Annotated in this window: 15 protein-coding genes and 1 CRISPR repeat array; of the genes, 9 read left to right on the top strand and 6 right to left on the bottom strand. The window is 36.3% G+C overall.

The annotated features are described in order from the left end of the window. Positions 1-13 precede the first annotated feature (13 nt). The 3 genes from FLK20_RS06310 to FLK20_RS06300 are packed head-to-tail and all read right to left on the bottom strand — an operon-like array spanning position 14 to position 2,361. Complete coding sequence (locus FLK20_RS06310) at positions 14-742, bottom strand: ABC transporter permease (RefSeq protein ID WP_152655696.1); 729 nt, start codon at positions 740-742, stop codon at positions 14-16. Continuing rightward, positions 743-1,453, bottom strand: coding sequence for an ABC transporter permease (locus tag FLK20_RS06305; protein WP_152655695.1), 711 nt, complete (start codon positions 1,451-1,453; stop codon positions 743-745). Beyond that, entirely contained in the window at positions 1,450-2,361 is a 912-nt protein-coding gene (locus FLK20_RS06300) for an ABC transporter ATP-binding protein (protein WP_152655694.1), read from the bottom strand. Before FLK20_RS06300 ends, FLK20_RS06305 begins: the two co-directional genes overlap by 4 nt. Before the next feature lie 192 nt (positions 2,362-2,553). Between FLK20_RS06300 and FLK20_RS06295 the strand changes: the two genes are divergently transcribed. After that, positions 2,554-3,096, top strand: a complete 543-nt coding sequence (locus tag FLK20_RS06295; RefSeq protein WP_194165548.1) for a sigma-70 family RNA polymerase sigma factor — start codon at positions 2,554-2,556, stop codon at positions 3,094-3,096. Continuing rightward, positions 3,080-4,168 (top strand): DUF4179 domain-containing protein, encoded by a 1,089-nt coding sequence (locus tag FLK20_RS06290; RefSeq protein ID WP_152655692.1) that lies wholly within the window; start codon positions 3,080-3,082, stop codon positions 4,166-4,168. Before FLK20_RS06295 ends, FLK20_RS06290 begins: the two co-directional genes overlap by 17 nt. 279 nt (positions 4,169-4,447) lie before the next feature. Here the strand turns inward: FLK20_RS06290 and FLK20_RS06285 are convergent, their stop codons facing one another. The 3 genes from FLK20_RS06285 to FLK20_RS06275 are packed head-to-tail and all read right to left on the bottom strand — an operon-like array spanning position 4,448 to position 6,855. Further along, entirely contained in the window at positions 4,448-4,777 is a 330-nt protein-coding gene (locus FLK20_RS06285; RefSeq protein WP_370453168.1) for an NUDIX hydrolase, read from the bottom strand. Between the two features lie 45 nt (positions 4,778-4,822). Continuing rightward, on the bottom strand, positions 4,823-6,190 hold the full coding sequence (locus FLK20_RS06280; protein WP_152655691.1) for a HAMP domain-containing sensor histidine kinase: 1,368 nt from the start codon (positions 6,188-6,190) through the stop codon (positions 4,823-4,825). After that, positions 6,187-6,855, bottom strand: a complete 669-nt coding sequence (locus FLK20_RS06275; protein ID WP_152655690.1) for a response regulator transcription factor — start codon at positions 6,853-6,855, stop codon at positions 6,187-6,189. Before FLK20_RS06275 ends, FLK20_RS06280 begins: the two co-directional genes overlap by 4 nt. A 1,083-nt stretch (positions 6,856-7,938) precedes the next feature. Here FLK20_RS06275 and FLK20_RS06270 point away from each other — a divergent pair. The 7 genes from FLK20_RS06270 (at position 7,939) to cas1c (ending at position 17,899) form a co-directional block, all read left to right on the top strand. Continuing rightward, on the top strand, positions 7,939-8,547 hold the full coding sequence (locus FLK20_RS06270; protein ID WP_194165547.1) for a TetR/AcrR family transcriptional regulator: 609 nt from the start codon (positions 7,939-7,941) through the stop codon (positions 8,545-8,547). 234 nt (positions 8,548-8,781) lie between these two features. After that, positions 8,782-9,211: a CRISPR direct-repeat array (repeat unit 33 nt). A gap of 423 nt (positions 9,212-9,634) precedes the next feature. Next, a complete protein-coding gene (gene cas3, locus FLK20_RS06265) occupies positions 9,635-12,031 on the top strand; it encodes a CRISPR-associated helicase Cas3' (protein ID WP_194165546.1) in 2,397 nt (798 codons plus the stop codon). A gap of 691 nt (positions 12,032-12,722) precedes the next feature. Continuing rightward, positions 12,723-13,433, top strand: a complete 711-nt coding sequence (gene cas5c / locus FLK20_RS06260; RefSeq protein ID WP_152655687.1) for a type I-C CRISPR-associated protein Cas5c — start codon at positions 12,723-12,725, stop codon at positions 13,431-13,433. Between the two features lies 1 nt (position 13,434). Then, on the top strand, positions 13,435-15,399 hold the full coding sequence (gene cas8c, locus FLK20_RS06255) for a type I-C CRISPR-associated protein Cas8c/Csd1 (protein ID WP_152655686.1): 1,965 nt from the start codon (positions 13,435-13,437) through the stop codon (positions 15,397-15,399). Beyond that, positions 15,374-16,225, top strand: a complete 852-nt coding sequence (gene cas7c, locus FLK20_RS06250) for a type I-C CRISPR-associated protein Cas7/Csd2 (RefSeq protein ID WP_152655685.1) — start codon at positions 15,374-15,376, stop codon at positions 16,223-16,225. Before cas8c ends, cas7c begins: the two co-directional genes overlap by 26 nt. Position 16,226: 1 nt before the next feature. Beyond that, complete coding sequence (gene cas4 / locus FLK20_RS06245; RefSeq protein WP_227994873.1) at positions 16,227-16,871, top strand: CRISPR-associated protein Cas4; 645 nt, start codon at positions 16,227-16,229, stop codon at positions 16,869-16,871. Further along, complete coding sequence (gene cas1c, locus FLK20_RS06240) at positions 16,868-17,899, top strand: type I-C CRISPR-associated endonuclease Cas1c (RefSeq protein ID WP_152655683.1); 1,032 nt, start codon at positions 16,868-16,870, stop codon at positions 17,897-17,899. The genes cas4 and cas1c overlap by 4 nt, the downstream gene beginning before the upstream one ends.

Below are 17,899 nucleotides of genomic sequence, written 5' to 3'. Positions count from 1 at the left end.
GTATTCCTTCCTATTACACCGCTTTCCTTTGGAAATAAAGATATCCTCCAATGAAAAACAATAGAAAACTGCCGCCAATAACCATTAGTATTTGATCCCAGGGGACAAAAAAGACATCTTCTGTACTTCCGCTAATATTCATCATTAAAAATGGCTGTCCCCAAGGGTAATAAGGTCCAAACCGTTCTGAATTAATGACTAAAATCGTCGGCAATGTAAAGATAACATTTATTGCAAACGGGGCTGCAAAGCTTTTAAATGCAATGGAGACCCATAACTGTAAAGCAATTAACGGTAATGTTGCCACCCAGCCGCCTAAAATAGATTTCCAAACAATATCCATTGGAAAAGGATCTGTAATCCCTTCTATCATACCCACTAAATAAATAGAAACCAGATACATTAATTGCATGGCAAGCATCAGAAGAATCAGCACCAGATATTTAGAAAGAAAGACCTTGCCTCTTGTTACAGGCAGTGCCAGCAGCTGCTTCCAGCCCCCCTCCTGATGTTCGTACCGGCAAATCACACCGGCAAAGACCCCTGAAATCAATGGCAGGAATAAGGTAGCATACGTAAAATTCATCATTATCAACTTTTCATACCACGCATTGATTCCTTCTATTTCGATGAATGAATTGGCTAACCCAATAAATAATCCAACCAGTGGTGCCACTAATAGAAGAAATAGTACTTTTGATTTTCGCAGCTTAAACCACTCAGAATTTATCACGGAAAACATTTATTTAACGTCCCTTCTTTTAAAATCAATCATCCCCAGCAAATACAGCAATAATCCAAACCCAATGCCTAACAGAGCATTTATATATGAATGGTCCCAATCATTAGATAATGCAGGCCATTTCCAAATCACCCAATCGGGCAGAAGTGATGCAGAGTATGCTAAAATAACTCCTATTACCCCTAATGTGACAGGGATGGCCTGATTCTTACTGACAGTAGCTACCCAAAGCTGTAATGCCAGGACGGGAAGTGCAGCAAGGAAAGGAAAGAAACTGTACTCCATTAACCGCAAGTATGGAATATCCGTTCCTAATCCCAACGTCAGCCCGTACCCGGACATAAAAAGGAATAAGTGGACAGAGGATAAAAATAAGACACAGCTGACTACCGTAAATTTAGATAGATAGACTGCCCGTTTGGAAACAGGTAAAGCAACTAACTGCTTCCAGGCATTTGTTTCATCCTCAATACTTGCCATAAAGGATGTCAAAATCACAATCCCCAAAACAATGGCAAGCGGCGTAAATGAATTGATATTCAAAATATAATAAAGCCAGCGATCATCCATCTGTTCAAACAAATAATCTTTTCTCACCCCGTAATTCACCATCTGTAATGCCACTACACCAAAAGGACCGGTCAGACATAACAGCCACATTCCTTTACGTTTTATCTTTAAAAAATCCGCCTTCACCAGTGAAAGGATCATCCTGCCTGCTCCTCTCTTGTCATCTCCAAGAAAATATTCTCTAAAGACCGTTTTTCCTCCTGTACCCGATAAATAGAAAAACCCTGCTGGACAAGATACTGAATGGAACCTGCTACCTGCTCGTCATCTTCTGCCTGCAAGGTAACACTTTCTTCCCCTATGTCTGCTTTTTGTCCATTGGCAAGCAGAGAACGCCACGCTGCTTCATTATCATTCACCCGTACCTGAATGGAAGCTTGCGCAAATTTACGCATCGTCTCAATCGAATCCTGAAAAATCATTTTTCCTTTAGATACAACCCCTACTCTGGTAGCCATCTGATCAATCTCAGATAATAAATGACTGGATATCAGCACCGTCATGCCATATTCTTCCGGCAGACTTTGAATCAGCTGACGCATTTCAATAATGCCCGAGGGATCCAAACCATTTGTAGGCTCATCCAAAATCAGCAGCTCCGGCTGATGCAGCATAGCAGCAGCAATCCCGAGCCGCTGCTTCATTCCCAGCGAAAATCCTTTTACCTTTTTATTAGCAACCCCGTGCAGGCGAACCTGTTTAAGCACTTCATCGATTCTTTTCTTTGGTACGTTAAGAATTTTTCTGCTTGCTTCTAAATTTTCCCTAGCAGTTAAATGCGGATAATAGGAAGGGTTTTCTACCAGCGATCCGACATTTTTTAAAATTTCTATCCGACTGTTTTTCATATCTTTTCCAAATAGTTGAACAGAGCCGGAAGTCGGCCGCATTAACCCTAACAGCATGCGGATTGTTGTGGTTTTACCTGCTCCATTCGGACCAAGGAAGCCATAGATTTCTCCCTTAGGTATCTTCATTTCCAAATTTGATACTGCTTTTTCTTTTCCAAATGATTTTGTTAGATGCTTCGTTTCTACGATATATTCCATCATTATCACCTCTACTTTCAAGGATAGAGGGACGAGGTTAAAATGAAGTATCGGCTTTGGTTAAAATTTGGTTAAAAAGCTGCAGGCTATGCCAGCATAAATAAAAATCGAAAAATATTTTAAGAAAAAGAAAGAAAGTGAAACTTTTTATATCACGAAATGACTCTAATACATGAAAGGAGGAATTATATAGTGAAGCACGATATACATACCGTAACAAAAGCCATCAATGGAGATGCTGCAGCTTTTGAAGAACTGCTTTTTCTGGAAGAGCAAATGATGTATTACAAGGCGCTCTCTTATGTTGACAACAAGCAAGATGCGCTGGACGCCATTCAAGAAACATCATGTAAAGCATTTCTATCCATTAATCAACTACAGCATCCGGAGTATTTCTCAACCTGGTTATTTAGAATCCTGATACGCGAATGCTACCGACTTTTAAAAGCTCGAAAACAAATTATTCCTTATGAGGAAAATGAATTGTTAATTCAGTTAGAAAGCAAGCAGGATCAGGAGGTAGAGTCATTTCACCTAAGTGAAGCATTATCCAAGCTGAAAGCATCCTATCAGACCTCTATCATTTTATTTTACTATCATGATCTCCCAATTCAGGATATTGCTGAAATTATGGAAAAGCCTGTTGGAACGATTAAAACGTATTTACGTCGAGCAAAGAAAAAATTGAGAATTGAAATAGAAAGGAGTTATAAGTTAAATGAAAAAACGATATGAGCACTCAGACCCCTTTCCAGAAGAGCAAGTGCGTTCAGCTATTCAAACAGGGATGGAACAAGCGGAAAAACAACGCAGTAAAGGGAATATACATCGCCAGCTTAATCGAATAAACAAGGTGAAACGAAAAGTATTCTACGCTTTTGGTAGTGTGGCAGTGGTTTTTGTCATATTAGTTGGTTCATCTTACTATTCTCCAGCTCTAGCAAGCAGCTTGTCCCAGATTCCTATTATCGGTTCAGTATTTGGAAATTCTGATCTGATTGGATTAGAAAAGGCTCAAAAACAAGGTTTAACAAGTCAAATTGGAGAAACACAGACAATTGACGGCATATCTGTAACATTGGATGAAATCCTGTATGATCAAAATAATATTACCATTGGTTATATCATTGAATCAGAAAAACAACTTGGAGAGCATTATTTTGGTGCTGGTATGGATTTTACCATTAATGGTGAATCACCGAGTATGGGTTCAGGATCTTACAGAGAAGATATTCAATCAGCAACAACCCGGACTGCTATTCAAGAAATTAATGTAACAGAAGAAATGCCGGATAGCTTTGAATTGGGGCTAATTTTACATGGCGGAGAAGAGGAGACCTGGTACTTCTCCACACCTATAGAAAAGATTACAGATATTCGCACCATTCCAATTGAGCATTCGCAAAGTGTAGACGGAATCGATCTTACTGTTACGGAATTAACGTTAAGTGAAACTGGAGTTAGCGTATCCTATGAAAGCTCTGAAGCAGGAACAGATTTTGAACTAAGCCGTGGTGGTGATATTGAATTCCGGATGTTTGACCAAGACGGAAACGAAATTACCAGTTATTCAGGAGGAGGAACGGGAGAACTCGTTGACAATAGGTTGGTATTTACGAGTAAAAAACAATTTGACCCAATCGGCTCTAATGTTACCGAGCTGACCATTACTCCTTATACAGCCCTTCCAACAGATGGTGGGGGCGTAGAAATTGATGAAAACGGGGTAGAAAAAGCGCTCGAATTTAGAGGAGGTTCTTTAGAGGATGTTGAATTTGAATCTTTTAAAGTGGAAATACCGAACTAAACCTGCTGTGTAAATATTCTGTACCTCGTTAAAAGCAGTGACATTTCATGATAGAAAAGAAATGTCACTGCTTTTTTGCTTTCATTTACTTAAGGGTCAGAGCATACAAATCTTTTTAGCCAATAATCAATTATTTGTCAATGTTTACAGCACAATCAAAAATGCGCTAGTAAAGCAAATTCCAATCAGTTTTATATTTTTTCACTTTTTCCGGGTCAACCCACTTTCTTTCGATTCATGAGCAGCTTTAAATGTATATATTTGCTGAACGTTCATATGTTAAAACACCTGATAACCAACCTTAGGATAGCGTCCTTCCAGATTTTCGCTATGATCTACTTGAATAGAACCTAAAAGAGAACATATACCTGTAACATAGCCCTCTTCATATGCCTCACGTTTAAAACACTCCTCAGGTACTTCCTCTTTCTCCATATGACCTCCAGGTATATCCCATCCCCTGTTATTTAAACTGACTAAGAGCAGCTTATCCTTTTTAAAGCATAGACCATGTGCATTTGCTATAAGCTCTCTTTCAGGCAATTCACTATCCTGTATCCAAGTCAATTTTACTTTTCCATTTCCCCAATACGTATAAATACTTGTCATTGAGACTCCTCCCTGTAGAAGATTGCTTTGCTCAAAACAAAGGAACTAATTGCCCGCTCTTTTTTCTCTGATAATTTTTATCGTCGTTCCCTGTTCTGTCGAATCAATCTCCCAATCCAGATGCATTCCCTTTACCATCATATCAACAATAGAAAGTCCGATTCCTGCACCTTTTTGCTCGGTATCCACCTGCATGCCCTTTCCTTTATCTATAACCACAATGGCATCATTCAGCTCTGATGATTCTGTACGCACCGCAATATATTTTCCATCTGCCGCATGACGCAGAACATTTTGAAGGAGATTATCTAAAATCCGGCTGAGCCATAATGAATCTACTTTCCACGTATTTTGTTCAAAAGGTACTATGTCAACATCAACCGTAAATCCTTCCTTCTCAAAAACTGGATACCAGGCTGCCAGATATTGACGGAGGAATCGTGACATATCTATTTCTTTTAAATCCTTCTTATACTTACTCGCCATCAACAACGTATAAGACATGAGATTTTCGATTAATTTATCCACGTCTTCAATGGATGCTGACGTCAGTTTAAGAGAATGCTTTGCCTCTATTGGCAAATCCATTTTCTGTAATGCGTAGGCTTGTGCATTTATTTTGGTTAAAGGCGTACGTAAATCATGCGATAAATTGGCAATCAGCTCTTTGCGCAGCTGTTCCTCTTCTTGTTCACGCTCTCTGCTTTCTCTTAATTCCTGTACCATTCGATTAAAGGACTTTTCTAAATCGCCGATTTCATCCTGCTTCTTCTCTTCAATAAGAATCGGCATTCCATCGATATCTCGAATTTCCATGGCTTCTTGCAAGTGGACAAGTCGCTTACGAATTCCTCTGAAAAACCATAAGGAAAGAAGAATAAACAATAATACAATGCCCATCGTCAGCATTATAATAGCCCAGCTATATTGATTAAAAAGCCGTTGGCCGTATGGCTGCATTACTTCCCGAGGAAGCTGAAAAACAATGAAGCCATCTTCCTCATGTTCCCCTGTAAAAGCAACAACCGTAAATGGATCACCCTCATAATGACTTTTTAAAAATTGTGCAGTGTAAGTGACATCCCATTTATCGGGTAAATTTTCCTGAAGATTGCTTTGTACATCCAAAACACCGTCTCCATTCACTCGAAACATAGATGCATCCGGATAAACCTCTTGCCACTCCTCAAATAAGTGTTTAATATCGTCTTTCGTTATTACTTGATGAGCTTCCCGATGCCATTCTGCTTCTATTTCTGTAAATGAATTTTGTCCATCCTCCGGTGAATCTGTATCCTCCATTAAATTAAAGAAAACAAAAATGATGATGAAATAGGCCGCTTGTATTAAAAAAATAGCAATCAGAATAATCAATATATATTTTGCTAATAAAGATTTTAAAAATCGTTTCATTTTTTCACCCGATATCCGATTCCGCGAATCGTTTCAATAATCACCGGTTTTGCTGGATTTTCTTCAATTTTCTCACGCAAATACCGGATATGCACCATCAACGTTTTATCCCCATCCATAAACTGCTCTCCCCACACACCTTCATAAAGCTGCTCTTTCGTTAAAATTTGATTCAGGTGGCGGAGGAAGTATTGAAATAGTTGAAACTGCTTCCCTGTCAGTAAAATTTCTTCCTCTGTATGTTTATTGATAATAATTAGCGATTTCATATCTATTTGCAGATGACCGATTTCAAGTGCATCCTCTTCCTTTTGAAAACGGCGGAGCAACGCATCCACACGTGCTGCTAATTCATCAGGGTGGAATGGTTTTGTAACGTAATCATCCGCAAAGCTTAACCCCTCCAGCTTGTCCTCCACTGCCGAGCGCGCAGATAACATAATAATTGGTGTGTCTTGATTCGCTTTTTTTATTCGCTTTCCGATTGAGAAACCATCAAGTCCCGGCAGCATAATATCTAAAATGGCAAGATCGATGTTGCTGATATGCTTTTCCAGTTCGACTCCTGATGTTAACCAATTTACTTCATGCCCTCTTCCTGTTAAGTCCTCTGTTACCCATTGCCCAATTTCTTTTTCGTCTTCGATGTATAATATTTGCGCCATTTTTACACCCCCATAATCCATTGACTTTTTTATTTATAACTGCTAAACCTTCTATTATTTTCTTATTCCCTGCTTTAAATAAAATACATCAAAAGGAATCCTCTCTATAAACAATCATAGCAATTCCGTAAATAAAAAGAATAAACTGGTTCTATTTTTAAACAAAATTTAAACTACATCCGACCCTTCTTTTATATCATTTATTTGATTTAAATAGAGAAATCCATTTATAATCTGCTTTCACGGAAAAAGAAATGACGGTGGAGTTTATTTATCATTTATATTTATTTATGATAAAGTAGAATTATCTTATTTTCCGCGATTAAAAGTTGTTTCTATCTTAGTTTATTTTAAGGTGTGAAACTTTATGGTTTTATATTGGAAAAGGTTTTCATTTTTAATTATGTGCTAACCCTAAGCGAACATAAATTACTAAGGAAGTTAGCACCGTTTTATTTATAAGCGTTTAGAGAGTTTTTCTGCAGAAAATGTGTGAAATATCGCCAACCAGAAATAGGTTAGCACTTTTTTGATTTTGAAGTCTTATTGTATAAGGCTTTAGAGCGTACGCTGTTCGTACTTATATTAGTGCGTGGATTGAAATGGTTAAGGACAAAATAAGACGTGGATGGAGCAGTGTTCGTACTTATATTAGTGCGTGGATTGAAATCAAAAACAAACAGAGCAATTTCTGACAATCCTTTGTTCGTACTTATATTAGTGCGTGGATTGAAATGGTTAAGGACAAAATAAGACGTGGATGGAGTAGTGTTCGTACTTATATTAGTGCGTGGATTGAAATGGTTAAGGACAAAATAAGACGTGGATGGAGTCGTGTTCGTACTTATATTAGTGCGTGGATTGAAATTCTAAACCCATAAACATAATGCGTCTTTGCACTTGTTCGTACTTATGTAAGTACATGAATTAAAGCAAAGTCATTGATACTTGACTAATTCGCACTCTATTTAAGATGTATTATTTAAAATATTTAAATGTATAATTACATAAAAGAACTATCATCCTAATTTTGACAACATTAAAGATAACTATTTTAATAAAAGAATATGGAGGTTAATGCTGATGGCACCCTTAAACGAGAATCAATTAGAACAAATTCGGCAGGAAAGAAAAGAACAAATAATGAGTGCAGCACTTCAAGTTTTTGCAGATAACGGCATTAAGCTAACCAAAATAAGTATGATAGCAAAAGCAGCAAAAGTTAGCCACGGTTTAATCTATCATTATTTTTCCTCAAAGGAAGAGGTATTGTATGAAAGTTTAAAGTGGGCAACCGTTGTCAATAAAACAATCAATTTCTTAGAAGAATTAAAAACAGATAATCTGTCTCCATCTGAAAAAATTAAAAAGTTTGTTCTCTATGCATTATCCTCAACAGACTCTACTTCAAGTAACGTATTTCGAATTATACAAAGTTTGGATAATAAAGAAGAAACGCCAAAAGAAGTACAAGAATATGTAGACAGTCTCGGGACAATGTATATTGAATTCTTTTTACCATTAATCATAGAAGGTCAAAAAGCTGGAGAGATTATTAAAGAAGACCCTGAAGAGCTTGTTGGAATTTTCCTTACCACCTTATCAGGAATTATTGCTGATGACCTTACATTTTGGCAAGAAGACATAGAGCAGAAAGTAGAAATTTTGCTAAGAATGATTACTACTCGATAACCTCTCCTCCGCCCTTTTTATACAAAAACTAAAAGTTTTGATGAATTTTCTATTTGTTAAATGAATTGGTGCTAACCTTAGGCGAACATAAATTACTAGGGAGGTTAGCACCTGTTGATCTAACAGTGTTTCAGGCTATCCTAAGCTGAAATTCAATGGATTTTAAGATTAAAAATTTTGGGTTCGCACTTTTAAGGCTATAAACCCTTGCAGTATATAGTAATATTCTGTGTGCTGTTCGCACTTATATTAGTGCGTGGATTGAAATCACCTCAACTATTGCCACTGGGAGTTTAAAATCCGTTCGCACTTATATTAGTGCGTGGATTGAAATAATGCTTTAGATAATCAAAATGGTGTTAATACAAGGTTCGCACTTATATTAGTGCGTGGATTGAAATCAGAGAACCATCCGGCAAAATTACAATTTGCTACCGTTCGCACTTATATTAGTGCGTGGATTGAAATCGAATAATAAAAGATATTGGAACTATGGTTATAGTTCGCACTTATATTAGTGCGTGGATTGAAATCGAATAATAAAAGATATTGGGACTATGGTTATAGTTCGCACTTATATAAGTGCGTGGATTGAAATTTACTATCCGCACCTTTTGACTTATATTGTTCATGTTCGCACTTATATTAGTGCGTGGATTAAAATAATTATTGGGCGGAGAAGTAATGCACTTATCATCAAGTTCGCACCTATATTAGTCAGTAAATCGAAATCCAGTAGTCCCATGGTCACTATAAGATTCCGGAATTACAGACCCTAATATGAGTGCAAAGTTTATTTTTATATTCAATAACAGATTTTATTATTAAATATAAAAATTTTATTGACACTTCCATTATGCTTCTGGTGATTTACAATTTGAAATAGCCTATCAATTAAAAGATGCTATTAGAAAAGAGCCGATAATGCAATCAGAAAAAACCCGGATTTAAGCGTCCTAATATCGAGCCTTGCAAAGAAAAATAGTTAAAAGAAATTGCATAAAATTAATTTATCAGAATATACTGCATTCCGCTGAAATTTATGGTAAAATTACATTATACAACAAATGAAAGGGGTAAGAAATTATTGGATTACATCGCTCATATACGAGAATCAGATGAAGAAGTACAACCATTAAAAATACATTTATTGGAATCTAAAGAACTAGCTGAACACTTTGGTGAAAAACTAGGCTTAAAATATGTAGCAGGATTATGCGGACTTCTGCATGACATAGGAAAATATAATCCGGACTTTCAACAATACATATATGATGCTGTCTTTGATCCAGAGAATATGACTTATAAACGTGGTGAAATAGATCATTCTACAGCCGGCGGAAAATTAATATTTGAACTCCTACATCAAGAAAGTAACTCACTTTATGAAAAACTGCTTGCTGAAATAGTCAGTAACGCAATTATCTCACACCATAGCAACCTCAAAGACTACCTTTCAACAGAGAGAGAATCACCTTTTCTTTCCAGAGTGCTAAAAAAAGAAATTCCTAATTATAACCTTGTAAAAGAAAGATTTTACGAAGATGTTATCCCTCCATCTGATTTACAGACCTATATTCAAAATGCTATCAATGAAATCCAAAAGTTACCATTAAATAATACGACCTTAGTATTTATAACTAAATATATATTTAGTTGCCTAATCGATGCTGATCGGACAAACACAAGAGATTTTGAAAGCGGGCTAACTAATAATGAAACGGAAGAACATTCTCCTCTTTTTACTAAGTATTATCATTCATTAATGCAACATTTAGAAGACCTCAAAAAGAATGGAGAAAAAACGCATATTAATCAATTACGGGAAGAAATGTCTGATCAGTGCGAAAAGTTTGCTTTTAATCCTTCTGACATCTACACCTTGTCCATTCCAACTGGCGGTGGAAAAACACTAGCAAGTTTTCGTTACGCTTTAAGACATAGTTTAGAGTATCAAAAACAGCGGATTATTTATGTTGTACCTTATACAACCATTATCGAGCAAAATGCAAATGAGATTAGAAACATCTTAAATGATAATGAACATATTTTAGAGCATCACTCTAATGTCATTGATGATGACCACAAAGAAGCGGAAGATGATATTTTAGATGATGGATACATTGACAAAAAACAAAAGCTGCAACTGGCTAGAGACCAGTGGGACAGTCCGGTTATTTTTACCACCCTTGTACAATTCTTGAATGTCTTTTATGCTAAAGGAAATCGAAATACACGAAGACTGCATAATCTGGCAAACTCTGTGATTATTTTTGATGAAGTTCAAAAAGTACCTGCCAAATGCATCTCTTTATTTAATGAAGCGGTTAATTTTCTAAAAGATCAAGCTCGTTCCAGTGTACTGCTTTGCACAGCTACACAGCCTACTTTAGAGAATGTTCCTCATCCTATACATATCAAAGAGGAAATTATTCAAAATCTGGCCGAAGTGGCTGATGCCTTTAAAAGAGTAGATATTATAGATAAAACCGATAAGCCTGTCACCAACCAAGATTTAGCTGACTGGATTCTTGCCGATATAGAACAATTAGGATCTACTTTAGTTATCTTAAATACAAAATCTGTTGTCAAAGAATTGTATGAGCTACTAAAAGAGGTAAACATCCCTGTTTACCATCTCAGCACTTCTATGTGTGCTGCTCATCGAAAAGAAAGTTTAGAAACGATTCGGGCAAAGTTAGATAAAGACGAGCCTTTCGTTTGTGTCACTACCCAGCTGATTGAAGCAGGGGTGGACGTAAGCTTTGAGTGCGTTATTCGTTCTGTAGCTGGTCTCGATTCTATTGCTCAAGCTGCAGGAAGAGGCAATCGGCATGGGAAATACCAGACCAAGCCTGTATATATTATTCAGCATTCACAGGAAAAGTTATCTCGCTTAAAAGAGATTAAAGTTGGAAAAGAAGCTTCCAGTTCCCTGCTCCCTTTCTACAAAAAGAAGCCAGAAAAGTATAACTACAGTTTATTATCTCAGAAAGCAATGAGAGAGTATTTTTTAAATTTCTATAGCAAAATTAAAGGAGACTTACCATTTCATGTTCCTGAACTCGAAAATAACCTTACTACTATTTTATTAGAACAAAGAGAAGAAGAAATAGCATCTTATCAATCTGCCACCTCTACGAAATACCCATTAGTTCTAAGAGCAGCTTTAGACACTGTAGCACAATATTTTCATGTTATTGAGAATAATACTACTTCCATTATTGTTCCATATGGAAGTGGAAAAGAAATTATTGCCAAATTAAATAGTAATCAGCCTATTGATGAATTATCCTCTTCATTAAAATTAGCGCAGCAGTACTCGATTCAAGTATATCCGCAAGTATTTCATTACTTAGCTAATGAGCAAGCACTTGTATCTCATTTTGATGGAATGATTTACGAGTTAAAAGATGGTTTCTACGATGAAGAATACGGGATAGATTTAAAAGGAAATAGTCAATTAGATGATTTGTTCTTTTAAATATTGATGGCTGGCATCTTTTATTTAGAAGCCAGCCAAGCAGTATTACAAGTAATGATATTAATATTTCAATCCACGCACTTATCTATAAAAGCTGCGAAATAAAAATTCATGCTGAGGGAATTATACTACTATTTATATTTATAATACAAGCTATACATATAAAATAAAACTAGAAAGTTCATTAATATTATTAATTGAAATAATAAACCCTTCATTAATATCATAAGATGTAATGAAATTAGTGTTGACATTTCCAAAATAATAAGTAATATTGTTTATAGAGATAAAATTCTGAATAAGGTTAACTATTTCGTTATTTTTAGTCTACCTATAATAGAAAGGAGGTATTTATAAAAGATGTTTCTAAGCAGAAAGAAACTAAAGAAACCGAAATCAAAAAGGAAGACACTGCAACTTCGCGTAGAAAAGATAGAGATAAATCTCAGGAAAAAATAAGCTGCAAAAGCATGAGGTTGGGATAAAAGAATTTCTAATAAATAAAACATAATCATAATTTTGGACAAGTAATTCAATAAAAGAAAAATATTCTCTTAAGTTCGTGTTTTGCTTGTTCAGCTTCAATTTGAAATCTCTTTATTATTTCTCAACCTCTATCTTTTCATATAAAATTATCCATCCAGAAAGGAGGAGCCATTGATATGCTTACTCACATATCAATCACAAAATAATGCGAAATCAAATCGAATTTGAAGTTTTTGGGGATTATGCCTTATTTACAGATCCACTTACCAAATTAGGCGGTGAAAAACTTTCTTATCATGTTCCGACTTATCAGGCTCTTAAAGGTATAGCGGAATCTATTTATTGGAAGCCGACAATTCTATTTTATATTGATGAAATTCGAATAATGAATACTATCCAAATGGAATCAAAAGGAATCCGCCCTATTGAATATGGTGGTGGGAATACACTTGCCAATTACACCTACCTGAAAGATGTGCGTTATCAAGTACGAGCTCATTTTGAATATAACGAATACCGTCCAGATTTAGCACATGACCGTATTGATGGAAAGCACTACAGTATATTAAAACGTTCCTTAAAAGTTGGAGGCAGAAGAGATATTTTCTTAGGTACAAGAGAATGTCAAGGTTATGTGGAACCTTGTGAATTTGGAAGTGGCGAAAGTTGCTATGATGACATCCCCGAGTACCATCTCGGGACCATGGTACACGGATTTAACTATCCGGATGAAACAGGAAAAAACGAGCTTTCTGTTCGCTTATTTAGACCAGTGATGAAAAATGGTATTATACAATTTCCTCGACCAGAGGAATGTACCATTGTACGGCAAATTAAAGAAATGAAGCCAAAAGAATTTAACGCGGACAATATACAAGCTGCAGAAGAATTACTCCAGCAATTAGGAGGTGAATAACTTGAGTTGGTTATTACAATTATATAAAACCTATCAAGTGAATGAACAAGCAGTTGGAATAATTGAAAAAAAATATGAAGATCGTGAATATACGCTTCTCCCCGTTGCTCACACAACACAGAATGCCCATATAGAGGTTGTCATTGACGAAGATGGTGATTTTTTATATGCCCAAGTATTAAATAAAGCCAACACACTTATTCCAGCAACAGATGATTCAGCAAGTCGTTCCGGATCAAAAGTTGCTCCCTACCCTCTTCATGATAAATTAGCATACGTTGCTGGTGATTTTGAGAAATACGGAGGTAATGTTAAAAAGTCGAAAATCACTCCATATCAAACCTATATCAGCAACTTAGAAGAATGGGTCAACTCTCCATATGGAAATGAGCGGGTTCGCTTAATTTATGAATATCTAAAAAAAGGAACTCTTATTGAGGATCTGGTTAATAACAGTAAATTAATAACAGATAAAAATGATAATCTAATCGAAAAGTGGAAAGCAGAGTATGAAAAAGAACTGGGAGAAAAACCGGATATATTTTCAAGCGGTACAACGGATCAGTTCAGTGTATTTGTACGTTTTACTACTTATTCTCCTGATGGTATTCCTGTATGGAGAGATAAAGAAGTTTACAAATCATTTTCTGATTTTTATGAAAGCCAAATAAAAGAATCAAAGGAACTGGATACTTGTTTTGTTACAGGTGAACAAGCAATCACAACAGAGCGGCATACTAATAAAATTCGACATGCTGCCGATAAAGCAAAACTTATTTCTTCTAATGATACAAGTGGATTTACGTATCGGGGAAAATTTAAAAACAGTCAGGAAGTAGCAGCAATCAGCTATGAAGTCTCACAAAAAGCCCATAATGCGCTAAAGTGGCTTATTCACCGGCAAGGAAAATCAATTGATAACCGTGTATTTCTAGTATGGGGAATCGCAGGTGATAACCAATCGACTTCCGGTTCAGCTGAATTAGATGCGCCAGATCCAATGGGAGATCCTATTGATATACTTTTTTCCGAAACTATTGAAGCCAAAAAGTTCACTCCTGATACAGACAAACCTTTTGCAAAAGAATTAAACAAGGCAATAGATGGATATAAACATAATCTCACATCAGATAGCAATATTAATGTACTCACCTTAGACTCCGCAACAACTGGCAGATTAGCTGTTCTCTACTACCGTCATTTAAATACAGAACTCTATTTACAGCGTATAAAAGATTGGCATACTGATTGTGCCTGGGAGCATCGCTATAGAAAACTAAATGAAAAATTTGTTTCGTTTTACGGCGCCCCTGCCACAAGGGACATTGCCTTTGCAGTTTATGGTTCAAGGGCGAATGAAAAAGTAGTTAAAGGCCTGATGGAACGTATACTCCCCTGCATCATAGATAAACAAAATATTCCGCGTGATATTTTAAGAAGTGCCGTACAGCGAAGTTCTAATCCTGTTTCTATGGAAAAATGGGAGTGGGAAAAGACACTGAGTATCACCTGTGCATTAGCACGTAAATCATTATTAGAAAAAAAGGAGGAATGGAATGTGGCTTTGAATAAAGAATGTGATGATAGAAACTACTTATTTGGCAGATTACTAGCTGTTGCAGATGTACTTGAAAGAAGTGTTCTGGATGATAAAGAAGAAAACAGAGCTACCAATGCAATTCGCTATATGAACTCATTTTCTAAACAACCCGCAAGAACATGGCTTACCTTACAAAGCAACTTACAGCCGTATCAAGCAAGACTTTGGACAAGATCACCAAAAAGAGCTGCTTTCTTCACAAAATTAATTGATGATATAGCAGATAAATTTAAAGATGGTGATTTTAGCGATATCCCACTAACTCAAGAATATTTACTAGGATTATATAGTCAAAGAAAATCACTATACACAAAGAAAGAAAAAGAAGGAGCTGGAAAAGATGACAGTATTAAACAAGAAAATTGATTTCGCAGTAATATTATCTGTAACGAATGCTAACCCGAATGGAGATCCATTAAACGGGAATCGACCTCGTCAAAATTATGATGGACGTGGTGAAATCTCTGATGTTGCAATTAAACGCAAGATTCGCAATCGGCTGCAAGATGCCGGAGAAACTATTTTTGTCCAATCCAGTGATCGCAATAATGACGGTTTTAAAAGCTTAAAAGATCGGGCGGATGCAGATGAAACATTGAAGACAATGTTAAAATCCAAAAATGCCTCTGAAGATGAATTTGCACAAATCGCTTGCGAGAAATGGATTGATGTCAGAAGCTTTGGTCAAGTGTTTGCATTTAAAGGGTCGTCTTTATCCGTAGGTGTCAGAGGTCCTGTATCTGTTCATACTGCCACTTCTGTTACTCCGATTGATATCGTCAGCACACAGATTACCAAAAGTGTCAACTCCGTCACTGGAGATAAGAGAAGCTCCGACACAATGGGAATGAAGCACCGTATCAATCATGGCTTATATGTTTTTAAAGGTAGCATCAATACACAATTAGCAGAAAAAACTGGTTTCACTTTTGAAGATGCAGAAAAAATAAAACAAGCACTTGTTACACTCTTTGAAAATGATAGCTCTTCCGCACGACCAGATGGAAGCATGGAAGTACATCAAGTATATTGGTGGCAACACAGCTCCAAATTAGGGCAATATTCTTCTGCTAAGGTACACCGTTCCTTATCCATTGGAGCAACAAAGGATGATCCTCAATCCTATGAAGACTACAAAATTACATTAGCTAATTTAGATGGTCTGGAAGCAGAAATTATCGAAGGACAGTAATATGGAAGATTATCTACTACTATCCGGTTTGCAGCACTTTCAATTTTGTAAGCGACAATGGGCTTTAATTCACATCGAACAACAGTGGGAAGAAAATGTGAAGACTGTTGAAGGTAATTATATTCATAAAAAAGCGGACACTCCTTTTGTAAAAGAAAAACGTGGAAACAAAATTATAGTTCGAGCGATGCCAATCCACTCTCATGAATTAAAACTGACAGGTGTATGTGATGTTGTAGAATTTATTAAAGACGATGACGGTGTGGAAATTGTCGGACATGCAGGTAAACACAAACCTTTTCCTGTTGAATATAAGCGTGGAAAACCCAAGAAAGGAAAAGAAGATATTGTTCAGCTGGTTGCACAAGCTATTTGTTTAGAAGAAATGCATCTGATTGATATTGATAAAGGCTATTTCTTCTATCATGAGATCCGGCAAAGAGTGGAAGTGGATATTACAGAAGAATTGAAGAGTTATGTTAAGGAACTGACGGATGAGATGCATCATTATTATCAAAAGAAGCATACACCAAAGGTAAAAACTGGTCCTCATTGTCGAAGCTGTTCCTTGAAAAATATATGCCTGCCCAGCTTAATGAATAAAATGACTGTCCAACAGTACCTAGAAAGGAATTTGTATGGATGAGAAAATTACTGAATACTTTATTCGTGACACAGCCGAATATCTATTTGTCCTTAGATGGAGATAATATTGTTTTAAACAAAGAAAAAGAAAAGCTTGGCAGAGTTCCTTTGCATAATTTAGAAAGCATTGTAAGTTTTGGTTATACAGGAGCAAGTCCCGGGCTAATGGGGTATTGTGCCGATAATAATATCAGTATGACCTTTTTAACAATGAACGGTCGATTCTTAGCCAGAGTAACTGGAATGAGCAGAGGTAATGTTCACTTAAGAAAGAAGCAATATCACATCTCTGATGACTTGAATGCTTCAGCTTTAATCTCCAGAAATTTCATTATTGGTAAGCTGTTTAACCAAAAATGGATGTTAGAAAGAGCTAAAAGAAACTATCCACTTCGTATTGATGAAGATAAAATGAATGAAATATCCACTAAACTTTCAAGGCAAATCAAAGAAGTTCATCGTTGTAATGATCTCGAACGACTTCGTGGTCTGGAAGGTCAAGCTGCCACCTATTACAATGAAGGATTTAATTTAATGATTTTACAGCAACAGGAAGATTTCTATTTTCACACACGATCACGCAGACCTCCAAAAGATAAAATAAATGCTTTATTATCATTTGCATATACATTGCTGGCCAGCGATACCGCTGCTGCATTAGAAACTGTCGGTTTAGATGCTTATGTCGGTTTCATGCATCGTGACAGACCTGGCAGAGCTTCGTTAGCATTAGATGTCATGGAAGAATTAAGAGGTGTTGTTGCTGATCGCTTTGTTATTTCCATGATTAATCGTAAAGAAGTATCTGCCAATGATTTTGTTGAAAAAGAAAATGGAAGTGTGATTTTAACAGAAGAAGCCAGAAAGAGCTTCTTACAGAAGTGGCAATTAAAGAAACAAGAATCTCTAAAGCATCCTTTTTTAGGTGAAACAATTTCTTGGGGACTTGTTCCATATGCTCAAGCATTACTTTTGGCAAGGTTCTTACGTGGAGATTTAGACGAATATCCTCCATTCCTATGGAAGTAG

The sequence above is a fragment of the Oceanobacillus sp. CFH 90083 genome, assembly GCF_009389585.1.
Taxonomy (GTDB): Bacteria; Bacillota; Bacilli; order Bacillales; family Amphibacillaceae; genus Oceanobacillus.
The sequence above is the reverse complement of the archived record's forward strand: the minus strand, read 5'-3'. Positions and strand labels throughout refer to the sequence as shown.